This window comes from Microcoleus sp. LAD1_D5, assembly GCF_036702115.1.
Lineage (GTDB): Bacteria > Cyanobacteriota > Cyanobacteriia > Cyanobacteriales > Microcoleaceae > Microcoleus.
Genome location: NZ_JAUBSA010000052.1, coordinates 1 through 23,884, shown reverse-complemented (window position 1 = coordinate 23,884; position 23,884 = coordinate 1). Strand labels below are relative to the sequence as shown.

Annotated in this window: 23 protein-coding genes and 1 CRISPR repeat array; of the genes, 13 read left to right on the top strand and 10 right to left on the bottom strand. The window is 46.0% G+C overall.

Annotated elements, in window-relative coordinates; genetic code table 11:
- Nucleotides 1-92: 92 nt before the first annotated feature.
- From QUA70_RS28640 to QUA70_RS19920, 6 genes are all read right to left on the bottom strand, one after another.
- Nucleotides 93-272: a heavy metal-binding domain-containing protein gene (locus QUA70_RS28640; RefSeq protein WP_445251659.1), complete on the bottom strand. Its 180-nt coding sequence runs from the start codon at nucleotides 270-272 to the stop codon at nucleotides 93-95.
- 103 nt (nucleotides 273-375) lie between these two features.
- Nucleotides 376-1,047 carry an SOS response-associated peptidase gene (locus QUA70_RS19940; RefSeq protein ID WP_333349395.1) on the bottom strand — a complete coding sequence of 224 codons (672 nt, stop codon included), beginning with the start codon at nucleotides 1,045-1,047 and terminating at the stop codon, nucleotides 376-378.
- Nucleotides 1,048-1,157: 110 nt separating this feature from the next.
- On the bottom strand, nucleotides 1,158-2,102 hold the full coding sequence (gene uvsE, locus QUA70_RS19935; protein ID WP_333349393.1) for a UV DNA damage repair endonuclease UvsE: 945 nt from the start codon (nucleotides 2,100-2,102) through the stop codon (nucleotides 1,158-1,160).
- A gap of 236 nt (nucleotides 2,103-2,338) precedes the next feature.
- Complete coding sequence (locus QUA70_RS19930; protein WP_333329845.1) at nucleotides 2,339-2,545, bottom strand: hypothetical protein; 207 nt, start codon at nucleotides 2,543-2,545, stop codon at nucleotides 2,339-2,341.
- 261 nt (nucleotides 2,546-2,806) lie between these two features.
- A complete protein-coding gene (locus QUA70_RS19925; RefSeq protein ID WP_333329848.1) occupies nucleotides 2,807-4,459 on the bottom strand; it encodes an AarF/ABC1/UbiB kinase family protein in 1,653 nt (550 codons plus the stop codon).
- 54 nt (nucleotides 4,460-4,513) lie between these two features.
- Complete coding sequence (locus tag QUA70_RS19920) at nucleotides 4,514-4,651, bottom strand: hypothetical protein (protein WP_333329851.1); 138 nt, start codon at nucleotides 4,649-4,651, stop codon at nucleotides 4,514-4,516.
- 107 nt (nucleotides 4,652-4,758) lie between these two features.
- On the opposite strand from QUA70_RS19920, the gene QUA70_RS19915 reads away from it, so the two are divergent.
- The gene (locus QUA70_RS19915) at nucleotides 4,759-5,343 is read left to right on the top strand and encodes a Uma2 family endonuclease (RefSeq protein WP_333329854.1); all 585 of its coding nucleotides are present in this window, start codon (nucleotides 4,759-4,761) and stop codon (nucleotides 5,341-5,343) included.
- 114 nt (nucleotides 5,344-5,457) lie between these two features.
- Here QUA70_RS19915 and QUA70_RS19910 read toward each other — a convergent pair whose 3' ends face one another.
- The gene (locus QUA70_RS19910) at nucleotides 5,458-6,519 is read right to left on the bottom strand and encodes a mannose-1-phosphate guanylyltransferase (protein ID WP_333329857.1); all 1,062 of its coding nucleotides are present in this window, start codon (nucleotides 6,517-6,519) and stop codon (nucleotides 5,458-5,460) included.
- Nucleotides 6,520-6,874: 355 nt separating this feature from the next.
- A CRISPR array of direct repeats spans nucleotides 6,875-10,183; the repeat unit is 37 nt; unit sequence GCCGGAAAACACCTAAAACCCTATCAGGGATTGAAAC.
- A gap of 637 nt (nucleotides 10,184-10,820) precedes the next feature.
- The gene (locus QUA70_RS19905) at nucleotides 10,821-11,432 is read right to left on the bottom strand and encodes a thylakoid membrane photosystem I accumulation factor (RefSeq protein ID WP_333349392.1); all 612 of its coding nucleotides are present in this window, start codon (nucleotides 11,430-11,432) and stop codon (nucleotides 10,821-10,823) included.
- Between the two features lie 318 nt (nucleotides 11,433-11,750).
- Between QUA70_RS19905 and QUA70_RS19900 the strand changes: the two genes are divergently transcribed.
- On the top strand, nucleotides 11,751-12,653 hold the full coding sequence (locus QUA70_RS19900; protein WP_333329863.1) for an undecaprenyl-diphosphate phosphatase: 903 nt from the start codon (nucleotides 11,751-11,753) through the stop codon (nucleotides 12,651-12,653).
- Nucleotides 12,654-13,086: 433 nt separating this feature from the next.
- Here QUA70_RS19900 and QUA70_RS19895 read toward each other — a convergent pair whose 3' ends face one another.
- Nucleotides 13,087-13,998 (bottom strand): tetratricopeptide repeat protein, encoded by a 912-nt coding sequence (locus QUA70_RS19895; protein ID WP_333349390.1) that lies wholly within the window; start codon nucleotides 13,996-13,998, stop codon nucleotides 13,087-13,089.
- A gap of 137 nt (nucleotides 13,999-14,135) precedes the next feature.
- On the opposite strand from QUA70_RS19895, the gene QUA70_RS19890 reads away from it, so the two are divergent.
- The 8 genes from QUA70_RS19890 to psbM all read left to right on the top strand — a co-directional run bounded on the left by QUA70_RS19890 (nucleotide 14,136) and on the right by psbM (nucleotide 19,602).
- Complete coding sequence (locus QUA70_RS19890; protein ID WP_333329869.1) at nucleotides 14,136-14,468, top strand: DUF433 domain-containing protein; 333 nt, start codon at nucleotides 14,136-14,138, stop codon at nucleotides 14,466-14,468.
- Between the two features lie 6 nt (nucleotides 14,469-14,474).
- The gene (locus QUA70_RS19885; protein WP_333349388.1) at nucleotides 14,475-14,612 is read left to right on the top strand and encodes a DUF5615 family PIN-like protein; all 138 of its coding nucleotides are present in this window, start codon (nucleotides 14,475-14,477) and stop codon (nucleotides 14,610-14,612) included.
- An 18-nt stretch (nucleotides 14,613-14,630) separates the two neighbouring features.
- Entirely contained in the window at nucleotides 14,631-14,828 is a 198-nt protein-coding gene (locus tag QUA70_RS19880; protein ID WP_333329876.1) for a hypothetical protein, read from the top strand.
- A 15-nt stretch (nucleotides 14,829-14,843) separates the two neighbouring features.
- Nucleotides 14,844-15,179: a hypothetical protein gene (locus QUA70_RS19875; RefSeq protein ID WP_333329878.1), complete on the top strand. Its 336-nt coding sequence runs from the start codon at nucleotides 14,844-14,846 to the stop codon at nucleotides 15,177-15,179.
- 173 nt (nucleotides 15,180-15,352) lie between these two features.
- Nucleotides 15,353-16,738 carry a TIGR03279 family radical SAM protein gene (locus QUA70_RS19870; protein ID WP_333329879.1) on the top strand — a complete coding sequence of 462 codons (1,386 nt, stop codon included), beginning with the start codon at nucleotides 15,353-15,355 and terminating at the stop codon, nucleotides 16,736-16,738.
- Nucleotides 16,739-16,879: 141 nt separating this feature from the next.
- Nucleotides 16,880-18,775, top strand: coding sequence for a TolC family protein (locus QUA70_RS19865; RefSeq protein WP_333329880.1), 1,896 nt, complete (start codon nucleotides 16,880-16,882; stop codon nucleotides 18,773-18,775).
- Between the two features lie 118 nt (nucleotides 18,776-18,893).
- A complete protein-coding gene (locus QUA70_RS19860) occupies nucleotides 18,894-19,190 on the top strand; it encodes a 2Fe-2S iron-sulfur cluster-binding protein (protein WP_333083505.1) in 297 nt (98 codons plus the stop codon).
- A 298-nt stretch (nucleotides 19,191-19,488) separates the two neighbouring features.
- Entirely contained in the window at nucleotides 19,489-19,602 is a 114-nt protein-coding gene (psbM, locus tag QUA70_RS19855; protein ID WP_015177760.1) for a photosystem II reaction center protein PsbM, read from the top strand.
- 119 nt (nucleotides 19,603-19,721) lie between these two features.
- On the opposite strand, the gene QUA70_RS19850 is transcribed toward psbM, so the two are convergent.
- Nucleotides 19,722-20,573, bottom strand: coding sequence for a universal stress protein (locus QUA70_RS19850; protein ID WP_333329881.1), 852 nt, complete (start codon nucleotides 20,571-20,573; stop codon nucleotides 19,722-19,724).
- 141 nt (nucleotides 20,574-20,714) lie between these two features.
- On the opposite strand from QUA70_RS19850, the gene QUA70_RS19845 reads away from it, so the two are divergent.
- The 3 genes from QUA70_RS19845 (at nucleotide 20,715) to QUA70_RS19835 (ending at nucleotide 23,617) form a co-directional block, all read left to right on the top strand.
- Nucleotides 20,715-21,215, top strand: coding sequence for a thioesterase family protein (locus QUA70_RS19845; protein WP_333329884.1), 501 nt, complete (start codon nucleotides 20,715-20,717; stop codon nucleotides 21,213-21,215).
- Nucleotides 21,216-21,357: 142 nt separating this feature from the next.
- Nucleotides 21,358-22,419 carry a DMT family transporter gene (locus QUA70_RS19840; protein WP_333349387.1) on the top strand — a complete coding sequence of 354 codons (1,062 nt, stop codon included), beginning with the start codon at nucleotides 21,358-21,360 and terminating at the stop codon, nucleotides 22,417-22,419.
- Nucleotides 22,420-22,441: 22 nt separating this feature from the next.
- Nucleotides 22,442-23,617 (top strand): ATP-grasp domain-containing protein, encoded by a 1,176-nt coding sequence (locus tag QUA70_RS19835; RefSeq protein WP_333329888.1) that lies wholly within the window; start codon nucleotides 22,442-22,444, stop codon nucleotides 23,615-23,617.
- Nucleotides 23,618-23,884 lie beyond the last annotated feature (267 nt).

Genomic DNA, 23,884 nt, shown 5'->3' with positions numbered 1-23,884 from the left:
GTACAGTATCCCCGTTTCCGTTCCCTGGAATTTAGCACATCAAACTCCGTGATCCCCGCTAAATCAAACACCATGATGACTACTGGAGTCGGTCACTGCGGTTGGATTAACACCGCGGTGCTATAGCAGAGGAGTTCGAGAACCCCCTGAGTGTCACGTTGTGTTTGGCAGCGCACGCCAATGATCGCATTGGCGTCCATTTGACTAGCACGCTTGCACATTTTATCATGAGATCGATTTATCCGCTCAATAATTCGGGGCGGACTACCCACTCAGGAACGATTTTGCGTCATTTGAGGTGCATCGTTGAGCGCTTTACCCCGGATTATTGAGCGGATACACTCAAACTATCTCGGTTTTGTCGGCTCCAATGATTTATTGTCGATCGCTAATACATTCGGGACTGTCTCTACTTGGACTGTTGACGATCGCACTTACGGCCTTTGCTTTCATGGCTTCCGAAGCATAGGGCTTTAACAGGGGCAAAACTTCCTGAGCATTTTTAACAGAAGGATCGAGCCACTGTTCCCAATCGCTGTCGGGGAGAATCACTGGCATTCGATCGTGCAGCGGCTCCACTGTTTCGTTAGCAGCGGTAGTAATTATACTGCAAGATACAATGTTTTCTTTTTCTGGAGATTCCCACTTTTCCCACAAACCTGCAAAAGCAAAAGGTTCGCCGTCTGCCGTTTGAAAATAGTAAGGCTGTTTGTTCTTTCCCTGCTGCTGCCATTCGTAGAAACCGTCAGCGACTATCAAACATCGCCTGTGCTTGATGGCGCTGCGAAAAGAAGGTTTTTCGGCTACAGTTTCCGATCGCGCGTTAATCATGCGACTGCCTATTTTCATGTCTTTTGCCCAACTTGGAATCAAACCCCAGCGCATAAATTGGAACTGTCGCTGCATTTTTTTTTGTTCAACTGTTACTGTGGCAACTGATTGAGTTGGGGCGATATTGTATCGCGGTTTGATGTCGGGAACTCCCGACAGTTTGAAGAATTCGGCGATAATTTCACCTGAAGTAGTTAAAGTGTATCGTCCACACATAATTTATAATTGGTATTAACCAAAAGGTAGATTGGGATTTACCGTTGGGCGGGGCGGTTTTTCGAGATTATTCGTGTTAGGCAAAGATCGTTTGTTTGTAAAACCCGCCCCTACGACACCTTGCTAAATTGTGGAACATTCGCAGACAACCATTCGGCGCGCAACTTTTCAATAGCTAATTCTTTGAATTTAGCTTCTACTTCAATCCAAGGAGCCTGATAATAGCAATTAGGCATTTCTGTAATTAAATCGCTGTGGCGCGGATCGGCAAAAAACTCTTTTCCATTCGATATGTGCACTAATTGCCATTCAGGAACAGACCAAGTTGTGCGGGCTGCTGCGAGCATTTCGGCAACGCTGGGATCGTCGTAAGTTTCTAAATGTTCGTGAATGACGTGGTGGTGGGCGTCAAAAACCATTGGTACGCCGGTATCGAGACAAACTTCTAAAATTTCCGAGGAACTGTAAGCGTATTCGTCATTTTCAAAGGTTAAGCGCGATCGAATGGATTCTGGCAAGTCGCGGATGACTGATGTGAGCTGCGAAGTGCGATCGCCCTTGCCGCCGTGAATGTTCATCAGTGCCTGGGGCGATCGGGGTTGTCCCAACATATCTAAAATTAAAGCATGAGTCGCGAGAATTTTAATGCTGTTTTCAACCACATCAGGCTTGTCGGAACTGAGCACGACAAATTGATCGGGGTGGAGTACCAAACGGATGCCCAAAGACAAAGCGCGATCGCCGGTAATCCGCAATTCCTCAGTCATGGAATGTAGCACTGCTTCCCCCAAATCTGTATCTGCAAAAGGGAACAGTGCGGAAGTCATGCGGTAGAGCTTAATCTGATTAGCTGAACAGAAGTCGATCGCTTTGTCAAGCCGCTTTAAGTTGTCTGTATAAAGCTCGCGCAATACTGTTTCTTGTTCAGTTTCCGAAAGCTGTAAAAGTCGCTTCCGCGTGACAGTGCGAAAGCGAACTGCATCGGATGTTGTAATGCAGACTAACCCCAATTCCGGCAATTTGTCCTTTTGAAATAGTTGATTAATCTCGCTCATTTATCAATAATTCCTAACTTGAATTTTAGGTTAAATAGTTTTGTCGTAAGGACTTTAGTCCTTTTTTTTAAGCTCTGAGGTACTACTGAACCTGCCAAAATAGTCCGGCAGAGATTGAAATCCCTGGCGGACTACGGGGACAGGTGCAAGATGTAATTAGTACAAACCTAATTTTTCTCAAACCTCTAATCAACCACGTCGCAGATAGCATATCGATGCCAATTTAATCGATATAACTATTGCTGTTTTTCGCCAGACTCAGCCTCTTCGTCTGGCCGCGCGGTAGCAACAGGATTTTCCATTGCTTCGTTATGGAACGGATAACCGGATGTTTCTTGATTTAGCGGGTCAGCGGGTTGGTCGTTAGGGGATGTAATTTGACCATTAGTGTTGGTATTGGGTTTTGTGGAAGAACCTTTATGGCTGGCGTGACCGCTACTCATCTTTTTTTCCTCATTTAGGTTTATGGAACAATTTCTAGCTTAGACTTAGGTGCTGCGGGCGATCGCCTATCTTAAGTCAGAGATGTTGCTTAACAGTTGAGGATGCTATAGCACTCCTGGCATCAATTGTGAAATCTTTACTCTTCTTTCCTCAACATTCGCGTCAATAGCGTCTTCGCTGTTCGTTCACAATAAAAGCCAGTTGCCCGTTTCCCGAAAGGATTGCTATATTTCCTGATTTTCCCCATTTCCCCTTTTCAATCAACTCCGCAAACGCCCTGACCTGAGAATACTAATAATCAACCAAAAACCCAAAAAACTCGCCGCCCCAAACAAACCAGTGCTCAGAAAAGATAGCTGAGAACTTTGCGCGTTAGAAGAAATAATGGCCGCCCCTATAATCAGCGAACCCACAACAATACTAAAAGAAAGTCGGTTCGCAGAATCCCCCAGAGTGCGGCGTAGCGGATCGAGTTCTTTTAGTGTCAAGTTCCACTTCAAAGTTTCCGAAGTAACTCGGTCTAAAAGCACTTCCACCTGTCGCGGAGATTGCAAAGATAAGCTTTTTATATCCAGGGCTGTTCTCAACAGAGCTTGTATCGGGTCATCTCCGAATAACTGACGCCGAAACATATCGGTCATCAGCGGTTTGACCTGCTCTACAATATTAAATCGGGGATTAAAAGAGCGCGCCAGTCCTTCCAAATTAGCTAGAGTTTTTGCATACAAACCGAGATTGCTGGGCAGCCGAATTTTATTTTTGCGGGTGATTCCCAGCACCTCATAAAAAATTTCCGACAAGTTCATTTGCGACAAGCTCACATTGTAATACTTGCGGAGCATTCGAGCTAAATCGTTCTCTAGATTAACTAAACTTGTCGGCTGAGCAAATTCTGCCATTTCTAAAGTTAATTGAGCGCAGCGCTGAGCGTCTAAATCGACAATTGCCAGCAACATTTCTGTCAAATTCTGTTGAGTGCGCGGGTCTAATCTGCCGACCATGCCGCAGTCTAGCAAAGCTATCCGGCCGTCTGTTAGATAAAATAAATTGCCGGGATGCGGGTCTGCGTGAAAGAATCCGTCGATGTACAACTGCTGGAAGAAAACGCGGCAAAGCAGCGTTGTAATTTCTTCGCGTTCGGCGTTTATATCTCCTTTTTGGCGAATTCCTTGCAAATCGCCTAACAAAATTGGGACTCCGTTCAGCCACTCCATGACTAAGAGTTTTTTTGTAGTCAACTCCCAGTTAATTTCTGGTAGGACAACTTGTGTGGGGTCAAACCAGCGACTTTTAGATAAATTGCGGCGCAGTTCGTCTGTGTAGCTGGCTTCTTGAATGAAGTCTAGTTCTGCACGCAGGGCGATCGCAAATTCTTCTGCGAGGGCGACAATATCGTATTGTTGACCGAAGTCTGTGAGCATGACAAGTTCTGCCAAACCTCGCAGTACGGCGATGTCTTGTTCGATGACAATCTCAATACCGGGGCGCTGAACTTTGAGGGCGACTTCGCGGCCGTCTTTTAAAGTAGCTTTGTGGGTTTGGGCGATCGAACCTGCGGCGACGGCTTGAGTGTTAAATTTGGCGAAGGTATCTTCGAGAGATTGTGTGAGTTCCTTGCGGACGATAAATTCTACTTGCGACCAGGGTACGGGCGGCACTTCCGCTTGTAGCGTGGAGAGGGTTTCGATGTAGACGGCCGGCAAAAGGTCGGGACGGGTACTCAACAATTGTCCCAATTTGACAAAAACTGGGCCTAATTCGACGAGGATGTTGCGGAGAACTGCTGGAGTTGGGAGACTGGGTGCGTCGGTTTTGCGGCCGGTTAGGAGGCTTTTCATGTAGTCCCAACCGTTGCGGAAGACGACCTCTAGAATTTCTCCTTTGCGAGAATTGTTTTGAACTAGGCTAAACAAGGGGCCTCCGGGTCGATCGGGTTTAAGGGCAATATAACTACTAGGATAGCGCTGTTAACCAAGCTGACGAGTGTCTTGGGGAATAACTTGGGCGAAAGGGTGGAAAGGGGCGTGACAGCTTTTGCGTGTGGGGGCGATCGGTTTTTGGCCGTGGCATTGCTCCTCATAGTAATATACAGTTAAAGCAGACATGATATTTTTATAATTAAATTTATTGACTTGAAAAGATGTGTCAAAAACTTGAATGAGTAAGTTATTACAAACCCGATTCTCCGTGTGTTTCATACCGTATAAGAGACATGATTGCCATCCAATTTCCTACCAACTCGATCGAATTATCCATCAACTTAAGTGACGAGCAATTTTTTCAGCTTTGTCAGCACAACCGCGATTATCAATTTGAACGTACAGCATCAGGGGAATTAATTATTATGCCACCGACAGGCAGTGAAACTAACAAGCGTAATGCCGATTTAACATCTCAACTCCGAGTCTGGAACCGTGAAACTAAACTGGGAGTTGTTTTCGACTCTTCTGGAGGCTTTAGGCTGCCCAATGGTGCCGATCGCTCTCCTGATGCCTCTTGGGTCAAAAAAGAACGCTGGGATGCTTTAACACCAGAACAAAAAGACAGTTTTGCTCCTTTGTGTCCTGATTTTGTTGTTGAGTTACGTTCTCGGACTGATTCCCTGAAAAAACTTCAAGAGAAAATGCAAGAATATATAGATAACGCTGCTAAATTGGGTTGGTTAATTGACAGGCAAAATCGGTTGGTAGAAATTTATCGCCCCGGTCAAGATGTTGAAATTATCGAAAATCCTGCCACTCTATCAGGGGAAGATGTACTGCCTGGTTTTGTGTTGAATTTAGAAGAAATTATGTAAATAAAGTAAATAGTAAGGCCCAACACAGATTCAAAAACGAATGCCTGGATAAACAGTGATGAATAGTTGGTGTATCCGCCTTCAGAATCCGTGTCGTGCGGCCTCATCTCAGCCTCACAGCAAATCTTTCAATTTCTCATCTTCTCCCAATACCTTGATTACCTGTTTAATCTCCTGCGTCCTGTCCTTTTTCACAATCAAGGTCACATTGCCATCTCTGACAACTACCACATCTTCTAAACCAATGGTGACGATGACTTCATTCTCATCTGCTGCATAAAAAATGCCGCCTTTGGTATCAATTCCGACGTGTTTTGCTAATTCGACATTTGGCTTATCTCCTTGCAGCAAACGGCCGATCGCATTCCAATCACCCAAATCGTCCCAGCTAAAGCCTACGGGCAGAACACAGGCTTTTTGCGTCTTCTCCATCAGCGCGTAATCGATGCTAATTTTGGGTAATTCCGAGTACGCCTGCGCGCCTTTTGTTTCCAAAGCTGCCATCATTTCCGGTACATGATTTCGCAATTCTGTCAAGACTGTTCCGACTCGAAATACAAAAATTCCGCCGTTCCAACTAAACTTGCCGCTGGCTACAAATTCCTCAGCGGTGGCGCGATCGGGCTTTTCGGTAAACCTGGCAACCCGATAGGCCGGAAAACCTCCAAAACTGCCAATTTCCTCGCCTTGTTCGATGTAGCCGTAACCAGTGGAAGCATAACTCGGCTTGACTCCCAAAGTGGCGATCGCATCCTGATTTTTCGCCAACTCGGCCGCCGCCTCCAAAGTCTTGACAAACTCCTCCGGTTCCCCAATCCAGTGATCCGCCGGGAAAAAACCCACTACCGCATCCTCACCGTAACGCTTGGCAGTTTCTATAGCAGTCCAGGCCACGGCTGGCGCAGTATCTCGGCCCTCCGGTTCCGCCAGCAAATTCTCAGGGGGTAAAAGCGGCAACTGTTCCCGGACTCCCGCAGCCAACATTTCCGACGTTACCACCCACAAATCGTCCCAGCCGTTACCTAATGTTAATAGTCTTTCTGCTGTAGCTTGCAGCAAACTATTGCCGCTACCGTCGAGACTCAAAAACTGCTTGGGGCGCTGCTTGCGGCTGAGGGGCCAGAAGCGTTCGCCTTTACCGCCGGCGAGTATTACGGGAATTAAGGTTTTGGTCATGGTTTGAAGTTTAAGGGTTCTGATCTATTTTGCTCAACAGCTTATAATTATGGAGATAATTGTTGCTGTCTGCGGGTTTTGGGGGCGAGGTATATTTTTGGGAAAATTGCGTCTGTTACTGGGTGTAAAAATCGAGGGGTGAATTTTTTGGGCTGTAATCCAATTTCTGTAAGGGTTTGATGCCAATTCTTGGGGAAAACGGCAGACGCAATTGCTGAAACCTTTATATGATAAGGGTTTGAGGGGTAAAGTTTAAATAGGGTATTGACAGGTCGGAGGCTGAAATGATATTTTTGCTAATACAGACGCAAATGAACGTTGAAAACCAAATACACCAAGGCTTCTGGAACGGGCGGCCGGAAAACACCTAAAACCCTATCAGGGATTGAAACTTGGCTTTTTGGAATAGTCGGCCTTTGGTGTCGAGCCGGAAAACACCTAAAACCCTATCAGGGATTGAAACAGCCAGCATTATGAACCGCTTGAGACTCAAAAGATGAGCCGGAAAACACCTAAAACCCTATCAGGGATTGAAACCCAGCAGCCGTCTATTTCGGCCCCGTACCGATAGCCGGAAAACACCTAAAACCCTATCAGGGATTGAAACCCCAATCCTGAAGCTAGAAAGGCGATCGACTTTGAGCCGGAAAACACCTAAAACCCTATCAGGGATTGAAACTCGCCGAGATGAGACGATGATGATTGATAACGTAAATATTGCCGGAAAACACCTAAAACCCTATCAGGGATTGAAACTCGAACTTAAAGCACGTTGCAAAGCACTTGGAATTAAAAAGCCGGAAAACACCTAAAACCCTATCAGGGATTGAAACTGATGTTGCTGTAAATGCTATGTTGGCTATTCCCCGCCGGAAAACACCTAAAACCCTATCAGGGATTGAAACTCCTCTGTGATTTCGTTTCGTGCGTCTGGTGAAGCCGGAAAACACCTAAAACCCTATCAGGGATTGAAACCTTTCAATTCTCTGACTCCTGATCAACTTGCAAGCCGGAAAACACCTAAAACCCTATCAGGGATTGAAACTAATGTACTCTAATACCTAAAATTAATTTATACCAGCCGGAAAACACCTAAAACCCTATCAGGGATTGAAACACATAACCCATTAGGTAACACCGAAGCCGGGACAGTGCCGGAAAACACCTAAAACCCTATCAGGGATTGAAACCAGTCACAACAACAGTAGACCCAGGGGGGAGGGAAGCCGGAAAACACCTAAAACCCTATCAGGGATTGAAACAAATTTTCTTCCTTTTTCCCAGTTTGTTGTTACGTGCCGGAAAACACCTAAAACCCTATCAGGGATTGAAACCAGTTCATTAGTCACCGATTCTTTACTAAAATGTCAAGCCGGAAAACACCTAAAACCCTATCAGGGATTGAAACTTGGTAGGAATACGCATTTCACTGCCAAATCTAGCCGGAAAACACCTAAAACCCTATCAGGGATTGAAACATTATCCGAAACTCTGGTTGAAGATTAAATTGAGCCGGAAAACACCTAAAACCCTATCAGGGATTGAAACCTAATAATGCGGCTCCAATCCCAGCGCCAACACCAAGCCGGAAAACACCTAAAACCCTATCAGGGATTGAAACTTGAAAGCGGGAATTTTGGCACTTCACACTACATTTAGCCGGAAAACACCTAAAACCCTATCAGGGATTGAAACTAGATGGTCGCCAAAGTTTGATGGGTTTTCATGAGCCGGAAAACACCTAAAACCCTATCAGGGATTGAAACTTCACCGGGGCCGCCAGTGGTTAGCCTGCGTTTTGGGTTCAAGCCGGAAAACACCTAAAACCCTATCAGGGATTGAAACGTACCACCGATCGCCATTGCTGCGATCGGCCCCTGGCCGGAAAACACCTAAAACCCTATCAGGGATTGAAACGATTTAATCACCAGTTTGCTGCAATTATTCCCCCAAGCCGGAAAACACCTAAAACCCTATCAGGGATTGAAACCTGGTGGGTGATTGGCGTACCATCGGGTCGCACAGCCGGAAAACACCTAAAACCCTATCAGGGATTGAAACTAATCAGCGGCGAACCCGCAGTGTCTACACCTGAACGCCGGAAAACACCTAAAACCCTATCAGGGATTGAAACAATCAACAAATTCCGATTCAGTGGGCAAGTTACAGGCCGGAAAACACCTAAAACCCTATCAGGGATTGAAACCGGTGTCTGGGGAGATTTGACTTTCGCCGCTACTGCCGGAAAACACCTAAAACCCTATCAGGGATTGAAACAATCACTTTGGGCTTCATCCACTACAGACCGCACGCCGGAAAACACCTAAAACCCTATCAGGGATTGAAACATTCGCATATTAGAAATGGATATATTTGACCTGCCGGAAAACACCTAAAACCCTATCAGGGATTGAAACTGTAAAAGGGCATGGACTCGGACAGCTCTATGATTTGAGCCGGAAAACACCTAAAACCCTATCAGGGATTGAAACCCGGCTGTTGTCGGTGCGGTGGCTGCGCGGGTGGCTTGCCGGAAAACACCTAAAACCCTATCAGGGATTGAAACTTAGCTCCGCATTCTGGCAGTCTGTTTATCTTGCGATTGCCGGAAAACACCTAAAACCCTATCAGGGATTGAAACAACATCTTCTTGCCTAACCCATTTAATCAAGATAGAGCCGGAAAACACCTAAAACCCTATCAGGGATTGAAACTGACGGATTCTTCTCAGGACTGAGAAATTTAGGCACTAGCCGGAAAACACCTAAAACCCTATCAGGGATTGAAACAAGAATTGCAGCCCGATCGGCAATCCGATTAAGATGTGGCCGGAAAACACCTAAAACCCTATCAGGGATTGAAACTTTCTCGGTCAGATCCTTAGTCAGATTGTCGTCAAAGCAAGCCGGAAAACACCTAAAACCCTATCAGGGATTGAAACTCCATCTTTGTCGGGTTTGCACTGAGGCGCATTAGCCGGAAAACACCTAAAACCCTATCAGGGATTGAAACATTTCCGATAGATTTTTTGAGCCTTTAACTTTGCGACTAACAGAGCCTAAAACCCTATCAGGGATTGAAACATTTCCGATAGCCATAAACCGGAATTAGCGATGCGAGCCGGAAAACACCTAAAACCCTATCAGGGATTGAAACAGAAAATGCACCATCAATAATACTTCTAATATTGCCGGAAAACACCTAAAACCCTATCAGGGATTGAAACATAAAGTTGCTACTCGGTTTTTTGTTGCCGACTGCGCCGGAAAACACCTAAAACCCTATCAGGGATTGAAACGAGTTAATTCGTGCGGCCCAACGGGAGACGCCCGCCGGAAAACACCTAAAACCCTATCAGGGATTGAAACATGTTCGGGAGTTTTGGCGATCTTCCTATACTCAACGCGATCAGCCGGAAAACACCTAAAACCCTATCAGGGATTGAAACCCGGCGTGTTGTTGCGGATGGCATTGTTAAGCCGGCCGGAAAACACCTAAAACCCTATCAGGGATTGAAACAGGAACTCCCGCCAAAGGTACAACGGCGGCGGCGGTGCCGGAAAACACCTAAAACCCTATCAGGGATTGAAACTCATGTTATAATCAAACAAGAAGCCACCCGCTTGAGCCGGAAAACACCTAAAACCCTATCAGGGATTGAAACCAATTCCCTTTGATTGAACTTCAGCAATGAGGTTGTTAAGCCGGAAAACACCTATTTCCCCATCTAGGGCTTGAAACAGCAGCGGGATGGGAAGATTAACGATCGCACTCAGAAACCCGGTTTTTTTGCTAGCATACTTCCGAACCCGCACAAACGGCAAAAAACCCGCCTTCTTTGATTTTGATGCCTATTCCTCTTAATATCCTCAAAACTCAGCCGCAATTAACCCAAAACCCTATCAAGGATTTTTTGTCACCCGATCGATATCCAAGTTTTATCAATACTTTGCCCACTTCATTTTTATTTCTATTTATCTTGTACTGTTCCATACTTGGTGGCGCCGCTTTTTTCAGCTTTAATATTGTTCCCGATACAGCCAGAAACGATATGAATTGGTTTGATAGCTATTCGAGACCTGACTTGTTCAAGAAGTCGGGTCTCGCGAGTATTTCATTTGTGGAAGTTAGCTTATATCCTTTCCAGTTGCATCGGAATGATAAAATCGAGTCAACAGTTAACACTCAACCATTCAGTTTTTATACCCCGAGTCAACAGTCAACAGCGTTGCTCTGAGCGAAGTCGAAGGGTCAACAATAATTCCGGTGCAACCGGAATTGATATTACTTATTGCAACATTTTACTTCGATAATTCGACATTAAGTTCGTTCACGACGCGGCGTTTTAGCGGGAGGGATTTTTCACGGGGCAGCAAATCAAATACTTTCCGAAAAGCATCATCTACCTGTTCAAATGGTATTTGTCCTTTCTCGTTAAAAACTACTTTGCCCGATTGGTCGAGGATGAGAGTTTGAGGTACGAAACCTTCGTAATAATGGCTCGGTTCTGTGAGTTCCGGTGACGGTTGCGGAGGCAAAGAATCAACTGTTATCGGCATAAAATCGGCTTCGCGGCCGTAAAATTCCTGGAGTTGAGACACGACGATCGCATATTGCTTGGAGTCGCTGCTGTCGTCTGTGTAAAACACTAATAATACGGGTTTATGGCGTTTGAAAGACTCTGCAAGCTTGACTTTAGGAGGAACTAGGGAACCGTTGCCGGCGTAGAGGGCAAAGATTGTACCGTCGAAGCGATCGTCGGTGAGAGTTGCTAAGGCTGGTGGCGTGCCTGTTAGCAGTATCAAGCTAAGTGCGATCGCGACTGTTAAAAGACTGGCTGACAAGATTCGCCGCAGCAAGCCCTGGCCAGAAGCAGGAGTAACAATTGAATTTTTGTTCTCAGGAAATATCATAGGTGTTGGCCGTTGCTGTAAGGAAAGCGAAATCAGATGCAAAAACTTTCCTAAGTTTATCAGCAAAATGTAGGCAAATGTTGGTGAGTAAGTTAAAGTAGTTTCGGCTCGACTATCATAAATTCCTGATAGTGGCCATCTACCAGGGGATTATACTGACCGAAGATCGCTATTTGCGATCGGCTTTTCACGGGCGGACTGGAACTATCCGCGCCACAATAAAATTTATTGGTGGGATGGACTTCTAGCTTCCCAGAAGGGTACAAAATCTTAAATCCAATTGATAACTAGAAACTGACAACTGGGAATTCACAACTAATGATAGCTTTGCTTGACGCACTCCTCGCCCAAACGCCCGCTGCTGATGTTTCCGGGTCTGCTCAAATCAATCTGGTGCAGGCATTTGTTTTAGGAATTGTACAAGGATTAACCGAGTTTTTGCCCATCAGCAGCACCGCTCATTTAAAGGTAGTGCCGATCGCCCTAGGATGGGGCGATCCAGGGGTTGCTTATACTGCTGTTATTCAGTTGGGCAGCATTGTGGCAGTGCTTTGGTATTTCTGGAAAGACTTGACAAATATAACTGTTGGTGCAGTAGAAGCCGTGGTGAAGCGCAACTACAAATCGCAAGAGTTTCAAATGGCGGTGGGACTGGTTTTGGGAACAATACCTATAGTCTTTTTTGGGCTGCTAATCAAGGCATTGGTTCCAGATTTTGACAACTCGCCACTGAGAAGTTTGGCCAGCATCGCCATTGCTTCGATAGTCATGTCGCTGCTGTTAGCAACAGCAGAAAAAATTGGTAAGCGCAATCGCACCTATGAAAAGTTAACTGTTCAAGACGGTATTTTGATGGGATTAGCTCAAGCAATAGCCTTGATTCCGGGGTGTTCGCGATCGGGTTCCACTCTCACAGCAGGATTGTTCATGGGATTGGAAAGACCTGCCGCCGCGCGGTTTTCTTTTTTATTGGGAATTCCGGCAATTACTCTGGCTGGATTAGTGGAATTAAAGGGTGATTTGGGACAAGGAATCGGCGAGGCTGGAGTTGCAGCTTTGATAGTTGGAACGATTTCGGCGTTTGTGTTTTCTTATTTGTCGATCGCATGGCTGATGAAATTCCTGCAAACTCAAAAGACGTGGATATTTGTGTTGTATCGGCTAGCTTTTGGCGTAGCCATTTTAACGGCGATCGCAGGTGGGGCCGTGCGAAATATCTAAAATAGAAATTCGATAGCAGTAGGAGCGACTTATGTCGCTCTGAACTCGGTCTAATTAATAACTGGAACGCCAAATTACAATCTATTTGTTTTTTTAAAAAAACATAAAATCTCAAAATTAACGAATCTTTTGATAGTTAAAAATTCATTTAGACAGGGAAATTGGAGATAAAATGTGCGTGCTTTTAATGATGAAAGCGAACATTTTTTTCGGTTTTTTATTTAATGTAATTTTATCTTAGGAATCTTCTTTGATTTACATAAGCCATTTACCCGCCCTATAGTAAGTAATTAAAATCTGAAAAATTATTAAATTATCTGATGATGATAATATTTAATTATAACTCAGAATTCTTAAAAAAGAGGTTTGGGTTCTAAGTATTCTATTTTTTAGCGCTTAGTAGTGCGATCGACCTTTGGGGAGTTGTTGCAGTTTATTGAAGTCTCCTAAGATTATTAATGGCTTTTTGATAGTTATCTCTATCTCCTTGCTTCTGAAATAAGTCTGCTGCTTTCTGAAAGTCTTGAATTGCACCCTGCTTGTCTCCTAACTCAGCGCGGGAATTCCCGCGACCATTGTAGGCTAAGGCATAATTAGGATTAATTCGCAAAGCTTCGTTGTAATCGGCGATCGCACTCTGGTTGTCTCCTAAACGAGAGCGAGTAACCCCTCGGTTGTAGTAGGCTTTTGAATCGCTAGGATTTATTCGCAGAGCCTCGTTATAATCGGCGATCGCACCCTCGCTGTCTCCTGAGTCATCGCGGGCATTCCCCCGGTTGACGTAGGCTTGGAACAAGTTAGGATTAATTCGCAAAACTTCGTTGAAATCGGCGATCGCACCTTGGTTGTCTCCTGATACATAGCGGAGTATTCCCCGGTTATAGTAAGCCTCGGCATAATTAGGATTAAGCTGAATTGCTTTGCTTAAATCTTCTATCGCACCCTGACGATCTCCTTTTCTATACTTTTCCTCACCCTGAATCAAGAAATCCTCAGCTTTTTCCCCTGCCGCTAAATCGGAGTTGCCAATCTTAGCAATGCTGTAATTTTGACTGTTGGTAAACTGTACAACTGTTAAGTCAACTTTTGGCTGTTTTTTCAAGGTAGCGTCAGCATCCCTCCTCCCCTTGAGAGTGTGGGGCAAAGTCCTATTCGTACAAGTATCGTCTTTGTTAACAGCAGCGCACACCACGGGTTCTGCATTCAGAATCCCAGTGTTAATATATTTGAGAGTACCGTTGTTAAAAAAGCTATCATTTTCCGCACTACTGGGTTGACAAAAAAGTACATTTGTAGTACAAGCAACTAACCCGGTTAGCAGTCCTGTCAAGATTTTGAATTTCATAAATTAAAGATTTTTGCTTTATTCTGTCACAGCTCAAATAAATTCACAACCCAGAACTTATCCTAATTTTAAAGGCGATCGAGCTTAGCAGACTGCTATGCTGAAGAGAGAAAACTAACACTGCCATCAATCTCAAAATGCTACTTGTTCCTACGGCTGAACCAATTCCGCTTGTGGCTGATGCAAACGGTGTTATCCGCATTAGCAAAACCCGGGTCACACTAGATACACTCATTACAGCTTTTCTTGAAGGAGGCACAGCAGAAGAAATCCGGGAACAGTACCCGTCTCTTGAACTTTCCGATATTTATTTTGCGATCGGCTACTACTTGCGACACCCATCTGAAGTTAACGCTTATATGATGGAACGTCAACGTCTTGCCGCAGAAGTTCAGCAGGAAGCAGAAAGGCGTTTTAGCCCAGTTGGAATACGCGATCGCCTATTAGCAAGACGCAACCAAAAAGAGTAGTTTTATATGCTGCGATTCTTAGCAGACGAGAACTTTAACAATCAGATTGTCCGAGGTATTCTGCGACGGAATCCCGACGTTGATATTGTCCGCGTTCAAGATATGGGCTTGATCGAAGCAGACGACCCAACGGTCTTAGAATAGGCAGCGGTGCAAGGGCGCGTGGGACTAACTCACGATGTAGCAACGATGACCAACTTCGCCTATGAGCGAATGCACGCAGGTCTTGCAATGCCTGGGTTATTTGAAGTCAGTCGCCGTGTTTCCGTAGGTTTGGCGATCGAGGAAATTTTGCTAATAGCTGAGTGCAGTCTGGAAGGAGAATGGGAAGGGCAAGTGCGATTTTTACCTTTACGCTAACGACCTTAGCAAACTATGTCAATACCGAAAAAAGGAACAAGAAAAATAATTGTTGATAGGGAGCCTTTCATCTGGCTAATCCGAAGACAAGCTACTAATACGCAAGCAGACTACGCTTGCGGAAATCTTCATGTTGCTGTCGAACACTCTGAAAAACGGGGTTCAGTGTTAGTTATCCTCACCGATCGACCTCATCCTCAAGGTTTGACTCCAACTAACGAAGTGAAACCAGTAACACCCTCTGATACAGCACAATGGATAGGCCAAGCGGTGCAACTTGGATGGCAGCCGAGCGCGATCGGGATACGTTTTGAGGTGCGGATTGAAGGAGTGTTTATGGAAAAAATATAATCCTGTGCATTCAGCAACTCGACAAGTCATTTCGCGCATCACAAACAGCTCTTTTTTTGGCACTGAGCGCTTGACAAATGACATGAATTATGGTATAGTTTATCGTTAAATAAAAACTTAAAACAAATTTTTTAACAACAACTTATCAAATTGGAAAATGCCAGCCCGAACTTATGAGCGACTTATCAATCCGGCCCGCCCTAATCACCAAAGTTATCCCCGACAGTATCTGCGCCGAAATCGGATTTGAACCCGGAGACTCAATCGTCGCCGTCAACGGTCAAAAACCCCGCGATTTAATTGACTATCAATTCCTGTGCGCCGATGAATTTCTCGAATTAGAAGTATTAGACACTAAAGGCAAAACCCACAAGTTAGAAATAGAAAAAGAGTATGACGAAGACTTGGGAGTGGAATTTGAAACTGCTCTTTTTGATGGACTAATTCAGTGTAATAATCGCTGTCCTTTTTGCTTTATTGACCAACAACCACCGGGCAAGCGGGAAACTCTGTATCTTAAGGATGATGACTACCGACTTAGTTTTCTTTATGGTAGCTATCTCACTCTCACAAATCTGACTCAGAAAGAGTGGGACAGAATCGAACAAATGCGGCTTTCTCCTCTCTATGTTTCCGTACACGCTACGGAACCGGAAGTGCGAATTAGGCTGTTAAAAAATCTCCGCGCGGGCAAGATTCTCGAACAAATTAAATGGTTTCAAGAACGTCGCTTGCAAATTCACGCTCAAGTAGTTGTTTGTCCTGGTATTAATGATGGCGAACATTTAGAACGCACTTTGTTAGATTTAGCAAAGTTTCATACCGGAAATATTCCCGCTGTAGCATCGGTGGCCGTAGTGCCAGTGGGTTTAACTCGCTTTCGCCCTGCCGAAGATGAACTGATCGCAGTAACTGCGGAAAAAGCGCGAGAAGTAATAGAGCAAGTGCAGAAAATTCAAGTGCTTTTGAGTAAAGGAAAAGGTGGCCAAAAGGCGAAAAAGCAGAATGCAAAATCGCGCTGTATTTGGCTGGCTGACGAGTGGTTTTTAATAGCTGGTTTAGATTTGCCGTCGGCTGCTGATTACGAAGATTATCCGCAAATTGGTAACGGTGTGGGTTCGATTCGCCAGTTTATCCAGCAGTTTGAAACTGCTTTTGAGAAGCTGCAACCGATGCCAGTCGAGCCTGCGCGCAAGTTAGTTTGGGTGGTGGGGAATGCTGTGGAAAAAGCTTTTGAGCCGATCGTACAACAACTAAACCAAATTCCCGGCTTGTCCGTCAACATGGCAGCTTTGTGCAGCCACTACTGGGGACAAACTATCACTGTTACGGGTTTGCTCACCGGGCAAGATTTACTCGAAGCTTTGCAGGGGCGAGACTTGGGAGATGGTATCCTGTTGCCGTCGGTGATGCTAAAACAGGGGGAACCGCGTTTTCTAGACGACATGACCCTCGAACAGCTCGCTAGCTCTCTGAAAACCCGGATTTTGCCCGTGAGCGGAGTAGAGGAACTAATCTCGGCGGCGATCGGTCTGGCAACTGCTGAGGTTGAATTCTAAATTTTGAATCGAACATTCAAAAGTTAAGATGAGTAGGGTAATTCTGACTTGTAACTGGCGAGTTCAGGCTACAAACTAGAAACTTGAGACCTCAATCTTGCTCTAAAATTGTCTCTAGGATTGCAGAGTAATTAAAAAATTATGCGTGTTTTTCGTCAAATCATCGTAGTCGGAGTAGGCGCTGCAATTACTTTCAGCAACGCCACACAGAGTGCTTCAGCACAGCCTCCGGCTCAATCTCAGGACAGTTCCCCCCTTAGCAATCAGCTCGAATTAGGGCAGAATGCTCGATCGACCTCGAACACAGCGCCTGAATCAGCATCCGATCCCGAACAGTCGATCGCCCTTAACCCGCCAACCTCCGAGTCTCAGCAGCAAGGGGGATCAAAGATCGCATCAACTTCCTCAACCAAGTCCGAGCAAGCATCAAAGCCTCAACAGGCTGCTCCGGCTGCCCCTTTAACTCTGTCGCAGGGCGGTTCAACGCCTCTAAGAGGGTTGGAACCGACAGAGGTTCAGCAGCCTTCTCCGAACCCTCCCAACAATGTTCCTGTGCCCAGTTCCCCGGTACCCATTCTCCGGGGCACTCCGAACGAAAGTTTCCCCCCTGTCCCGCCGAAGGGCATTTTAGATACCAAGCCTCCGGCTTCCCTGGAACCCAACCCGAATCCGCTGCTGTTTCCGACAAACCCGGAGGATGTCAGGATCGAGCAAACAGAGTCAATTACCTTGCAGCAGGCGATCGACCTCGCCCGCCGCAACAGCCAAGTTTTGCAAATCGCCGGACAGCAAGTGGAACAAAGCAGAGCAGCTTTGCGCGAACAGCAAGCTGCTCTTTATCCAGACCTGAATTTTCAAATGGACGCCAGCCGTTCTATGAGTGCGGGCGGAGAACTCGGAATCCGGGCTAGCCAGCGCCGCCTCAACTCTCTGGCTAACCGAACCGGGCAGCCCGCCGAGCAAGCAGGCACAAATTTCGGCAACAACAGTCTCAACAGCACTTTGCAGTTGAGCTACAACCTCGATTTGTTCGGAGGCCGGCGCGCTACCATCCGCGCGGCAGAGGAACAGTTGCGCCTTCGGGAACTGGATGTGGAACGCCAAGCCGAGGAACTCCGCTTCGACACTGCTGAGGCTTACTACACCTTGCAAAACGCGGACGGACAAGTTGCCATCCGCCAAGCTTCGGTCAGAAATGCCCAGCAAAGTTTGCGGGATGCCGAAGCTTTGGAACGGGCCGGGGTAGGAACCCGATTTGCTGTGTTGCAGGCTCAGGCAAATTTGGCTAACGAAGTGCAACAACTGTCAGTAGCCCGTCGCGATCAGCGAGTTGCCCAGCGGCGTCTGGCTGAGATTTTGAATATCAGCCAGTCGGCGAACTTGACGGCGGCTGATCCGGTAGAGCAAGCGGGCTCTTGGAGGCTATCTTTGGAAGAGAGTATCGTGCAGGCTTTTAGGAATCGCCCCGAGTTGGAACAGCAGTTGGTGCAGAGGGATATCAGCAAGCAGCAGAGGCGAGCGATTCAGGCATCGCGTTTGCCTCAAGTGAGCGTGGGGGGTAGTTACAACGTACTGGGACAAGACCCTGATAACCCCGATCCGTTTGCTGCTCGTGGCTGGGCCGATGGTTATTCGATCCGGGCGAGTCTGACTTGGAGTATCTTCGATGGGGGCGCGGCGAACGCCCGGGTGCAACAGCGGAATGCTGATATTACGATCGCCGAAACTCGATTTGACCAACTCCGCAATCAGGTGCGCCGGGAAGTGGAACAAGCTTATTTTGGCTTGGAGTCGAGTTTTGAGAATATCGAAACTTCTGAGGCGGGGGTTTTGCAGTCAAGGGAAGCTCTGCGTTTGGCGAGACTGCGGTTTCAAGCTGGTGTGGGTACTCAGACGGATGTGATTCAGGCGGAAACTGATTTGACTAGGGCTGAGAGAAACCGATTGTCGGCAATTGTCACCTACAACCTGGGACTTTCGTCTCTTCAGCGGGCTGTGAGCAATCTGCCCACTAATAACCTCTCAGACGCTCCTTGAGATTGAGTTGGGGCGAGCTTTAATTACCAGATCAATTGGACATCCTGTATTAAACGTCCGACACATTAGTTAATATTTGGTAATAGAGTTCCATGTCAACTGCGTTAAGGGAGCGGCAATGGCCAATATCAAGTTTGTGAAGGAAAATCAGGAAGTCATCGCAGCAGACGGAGCCAATTTGAGGCTCAAAGCTCTAGAAAACCGCATCGATTTGTACACGTTTTCGGGAAAGATGATGAATTGCGGGGGCATCGGTCAATGCGGCACCTGCATTGTGGAAATTGTCGAGGGAAGTGAAAATCTGTCGCCCCGCACTGACTTTGAAAACCGCAAGCTCAAGAAGAAGCCCGAAAACTATCGGTTGGCTTGTCAAGCTATGGTCAACGGCCAGGTGAGCGTGAAGACTAAACCGTGACTTTCAGAAGGCTAGAGATGCTAGAGATGCTAGAGATGCAGAAGGAAAGAAAAATGCAGAATGCAATAATTTTGTTTTTTTTTCCTATTTCACTGTATAATCATCTCTTTTCCTGACCTAGGAAAAGAAACTTGGTTTCTACAAAAAATAAAAGGTTGGTCTGCGAGGCATCCACGCAGAAACTGGGTTTCGACGCTTGTCCGTAAGCCATTCTTCTGTCTTCGAGTTTGCCTTTTGCCTTTGAGTGATATCCTAGTTGTGTGTATTTTCCTATTTTCCGATAGAGGCGAGCGTCTTCATGGAAGTTAACGATTTAGGGTTTGTGGCAACCATTCTGTTTGTATTGGTTCCCAGTGTTTTTCTAATCATTCTGTACATTCAAACAGCTAGCCGTCAAGGCAGAAAAGATTAGCAACTGCTGCTATTTCTGTCTGGCTTTGCTGCTTGCAAAAAAAGCGCCAACAGCTTTTTGCTGAGGCGCTTTTTTTGTTAACTGTTGAGTGTTAGCTGCTAACTCTTAACGAGGAGATTCTAGCCGACTGTGCGGGCTAGCAAGACGGGACAGTTGGCATAAACTCGCACGTAGTCTGATAGCGAATTTCCTAGGAGTCGATCGATATCCACAAAGTTTTTGGCAACGTTGGGTCGCCGATCCGGGGAACCGAGCACCAACAAGTCGGCATTCATGTCGTCTGCAATCCGACAAATTTCTTCCCCAGGCTTGCCTGTAGCACTAACGCAGCGGTAGCTAACTCCCATTTGTTTCGCTAGTGCTACTGCTGGGGCCAATACGGGGTCTTTGTCAGCACTTGCTGTTAAATCTGTGCTGGCTTTTCCCGTCAAATCTTTGGTGACGTGTACTAAAATTATCTCTCCGCCACTGACTTCTTTGACCAAAGATAGCGCAAGCTGTAATGACTGGTTGGCCGCTTCTGACTTGTCTACCGCCACCATGACGCGCTTGATTTTTTTAACGTAGATGTCGTCTTTTACTAACAGCATCGGTCGCGATGTTAGCTGGAAAACGTACTGGCTGACTGAGTTTTCCAAAATCGATTGCAGCCGTCCGAGTCCCCGCGAACCCATAATTACTAAGTCGGATTGTTCTTCTTCTGCGACTTGGCAAACTGTTGTTTTTGGGTCTCCCTGTTTGAGCCGGGGATTGACTCTGCTGGGATCTATTTTTAAAGACTGGACTGCTTGTGCTAAAATCTTGCCTCCTTCTTCCAATTTCTCGGCCATGCCATCGGATGTTACTTGCGGCGGCACGACGTGCAAGACGGTGACAGAGGTTTGTTGCAAGGAAGGGATGTCCATCAACATATTAAACATCTCTTCGCACAAGCCGCGACCGGCGACGGCTACTAAAATTTTTTCTATCATGGTTTTGGCGGTAAAAACAGTTGAGTTTTCTTGTGCGACGTTAAACTAGGGCGTTGGTACTCTAGTTCGTTAATGTTAAGCATAGGCCTGAAGTTTGTCTTATGATTTGTAGAAATGTAGCGTTTTGGAACGATTTGTAACGTGTTAGAGAACGATCGAACTCAACCAGAACTCGCACCGGCTGGTGCTATTCAAAACCGGCGCGGGATGGACTCGGAGGGCTGGTTTGAATATTTGGTGCGAGTGTACCCTCACCATACTGACTACAGCGGTGTGGTTTGGCACGGAACTTATATTGCTTGGATGGAGGAAGCGAGGGTGGAAAGTTTGCGCTCTCTAGGCATCGAGTATGCAGACTGGGTGGCGCAGGGTTTGGAATTGCCCGTGGTGGAACTTTCGCTGCGCTACCACCGGGCTGTACAAATGGGTCAATCTGTGGCAGTCAGAACGCGGATCGCTGCTACCGAGGGTGTGCGGCTGCTTTGGGATTACGAAATTCGATCGCCCGATACTCAAGAATTATACGTGACAGCACAGGTAACTTTGGTTGGTGTCGATCGCGACAAGGGCAAGATTATCCGCCAATTGCCGCCGGCGCTGAAGGAGGCTTTGACAAGGCTTTCTGTTAAACCTTCAACCTAAGCTGCTGTTAACTCTAAACAATAGTTTATGCAGCCTTAGTAAGTATAGTGCGTGACTTTTGAGTTACTATCTTCGCAGCCAAAAATTTATTGAGTCACGCACTATACACAACTGCCTTCTGCCTTTATTGGAACTTTTAATAATGTCAAAAAAACTGGGATTGCCAGAGCCAAATATTGAAATTCAGCGCAATATTTTGGGAAAAACCGAGTTAAACTCTGCCTTAACAACTGAAGACAAAACTCTTGTTTCGGGAAAGCCGGACAGTTTAAAAAACGGTGAATTAGCTGACAGTAAAGGCAAAATTTGGGCGATCGTTTCGCTGTCGGCGGCGCTGCTAGCGGTGTCGCTGGCTGCGATTTTTATTAGGTTGAGCGAACGGGAAATCAGCCCGAATGCTACTGTTTTTAACCGTTTGTGGATAGCAACTGTGGTATTTGGACTGTGGAATGGTGCGGGTGCTGCGCGTCGCCGAATGTCTGGGGCACAAGTTGAAGGGCGATCGAGCTACACTCGGCAGGATGTGATGCTGTTAACAGCCGTAGGCGTGGTTTCTTCTGCTTCTTTGGGTTTCTGGGCCTGGTCACTGACTCAGACTAATGTCGCTAATTCTACTGTACTGCGAAACTTAACTCCTTTATTTACTACTTTGGGGGGATGGCTGCTGTTGGGGCGGCGCTTTGACAACAGGTTTTTGGTGGGACTGGCGGTGGCTTTGTCCGGCGCAATTGCGATCGGCATGGAGGATTTGCAAACGGCGGGAGACACTCTTGTCGGCGACATTGCTGCTCTTTTATCGGCGATGTTTTATGCAGGAAATCTGCTGATTGCAGAACATTTGCGAACGAAGTTTCCAGCGACAACTATATTGATGTGGCGCTGTTTTATTGGCAGTATATTGGTTTTGCCACTGGTTCTGCTGGCGGGCGATCGAATTTTCCCTTATTCTTGGCAGGGATGGCTGGCTGTAATTGGTTTGGCGGTGATTTGCCAAGCTTTCGGCCAAGGACTTCTCATCCACAGTCTCGGTCGTTTGTCGTCGGGATTTGTCGCTCTTTTCCTGCTGCTAGAACCCCTGATTACTGCGATTATTGCCGGGGTGCTGTTTGCGGAAAGTTTGAGCTTGTTTAATTGGTTGGCTTTCTCCGTAGTTTTGGCTGGAATATATTTGGCAAAATCTAGCAGTTCTGCCGATAAAAAATAAAATACACAGGGAAAAAACTTAAATGTTTGCAACATCAATTGGCATGAATCACTGGCATTACGACTTTAGTTTACTACCTCAATATTTGGAGGTGCTGCTTGCTAAATTGCGGATTGCTGTGGTGTTCGGCGGCGACTGCGATCGCCCCGAATCAGTGATTTACAAAACTCACAATCCCCGCTCTTGGAAGAGTTACGAAGTCGTCGCCCGCGAGATTGCTAAAGCATTAGCAGAAATTGGATTTCAGCAAGTCTTTGTCATGCCTGATGACATGAATTTAGGCGAACAACTAAAACAAAAAAATATCCATTTAGTGTGGATGAATACTGGCGGAGTCCAGGGCTACAATCCTGTTTGTCACACTCCCGCATTGTTGGAAATGTTGGGAATGCCTTATGTTGGTCACAATCCTTTAAATAGTTCAACTTTAGATAACAAACACGCTTTTAAACGGGAACTGCAATCAGTCGGAATAAAAACCGCTCCGTTTATGACTTGGCATCCTTCTCAAGGGATTTTGCATCCTCATTTGCACGAGCGTTTTTCCATTGCTTTTGGAGATTATCCAGGGCCGTTTGTTGTTAAACCAGTATCCGGCCGCGCTTCGCTGCACGTTCATTTTGTAGACAAGATTGAGGGTTTGTCTAAGGCGGTTTCGGAAGTTCACCGAGACACTCACAATACTGCTTTAATTGAAAAGTATTTGCCTGGACGAGAATTTTGTGTAGCGGTTTGTGGCTATGTTACTTATGCTCAAGGCAAATTTGATAAAAATACAAAACCCTTTGCTTTTTCGACTGTGGAGCGGGTGCTAGAGTCTGACGAACGTATCTTTACTTCTATGGATCAAAAAGCCATTACGGCCGACAGAGGACGGTTAATGGGCGCCGAGGAACCGGAACTAAAACAAGAGTTAATTGAGTTAGCTCGAAAAATTTATTGGGAGTTTAGTTTGAACAGTTTGGTGCGGCTCGATGTCCGAAGTGATGCTGATGGCTCGCTTTATGTTTTGGAAGCAAATCCAAAACCGGATCTGAAACATCCAGGGGAAAATGTGACGAGTTTGGTAGCTTTAGGTTTGGCGGAATACGGGATGAGTTATAACGATTTAATTTTTAGTTTATTGGCGGATAGGTTGGATTATTTGTTAACTCAGCATATCGAAATTATTCCTCATATTGTGGATTTGCTGCATTAATCAAACTTGCAGGGTGCGCTGCACCTTACCTGAAAACAAAAGGGATTTGTAAAGAAATATAAATTGTTGAGCCAAGTAAACACAGGCTGGCAAGTTGTGATAGCTTTGAGTAAGATAGCAATTTGGGGATGTCCATTTTTTGGTCAGCATCAAAATCACTCAATTTATATTAATTAGATAAAACAAATGGAACAATACTCCGGACAGTTTTTAAGCAGCCAAAGTACCATAAGACAAGACTGAAGAAAGATTAGGATGGTTTAAAAT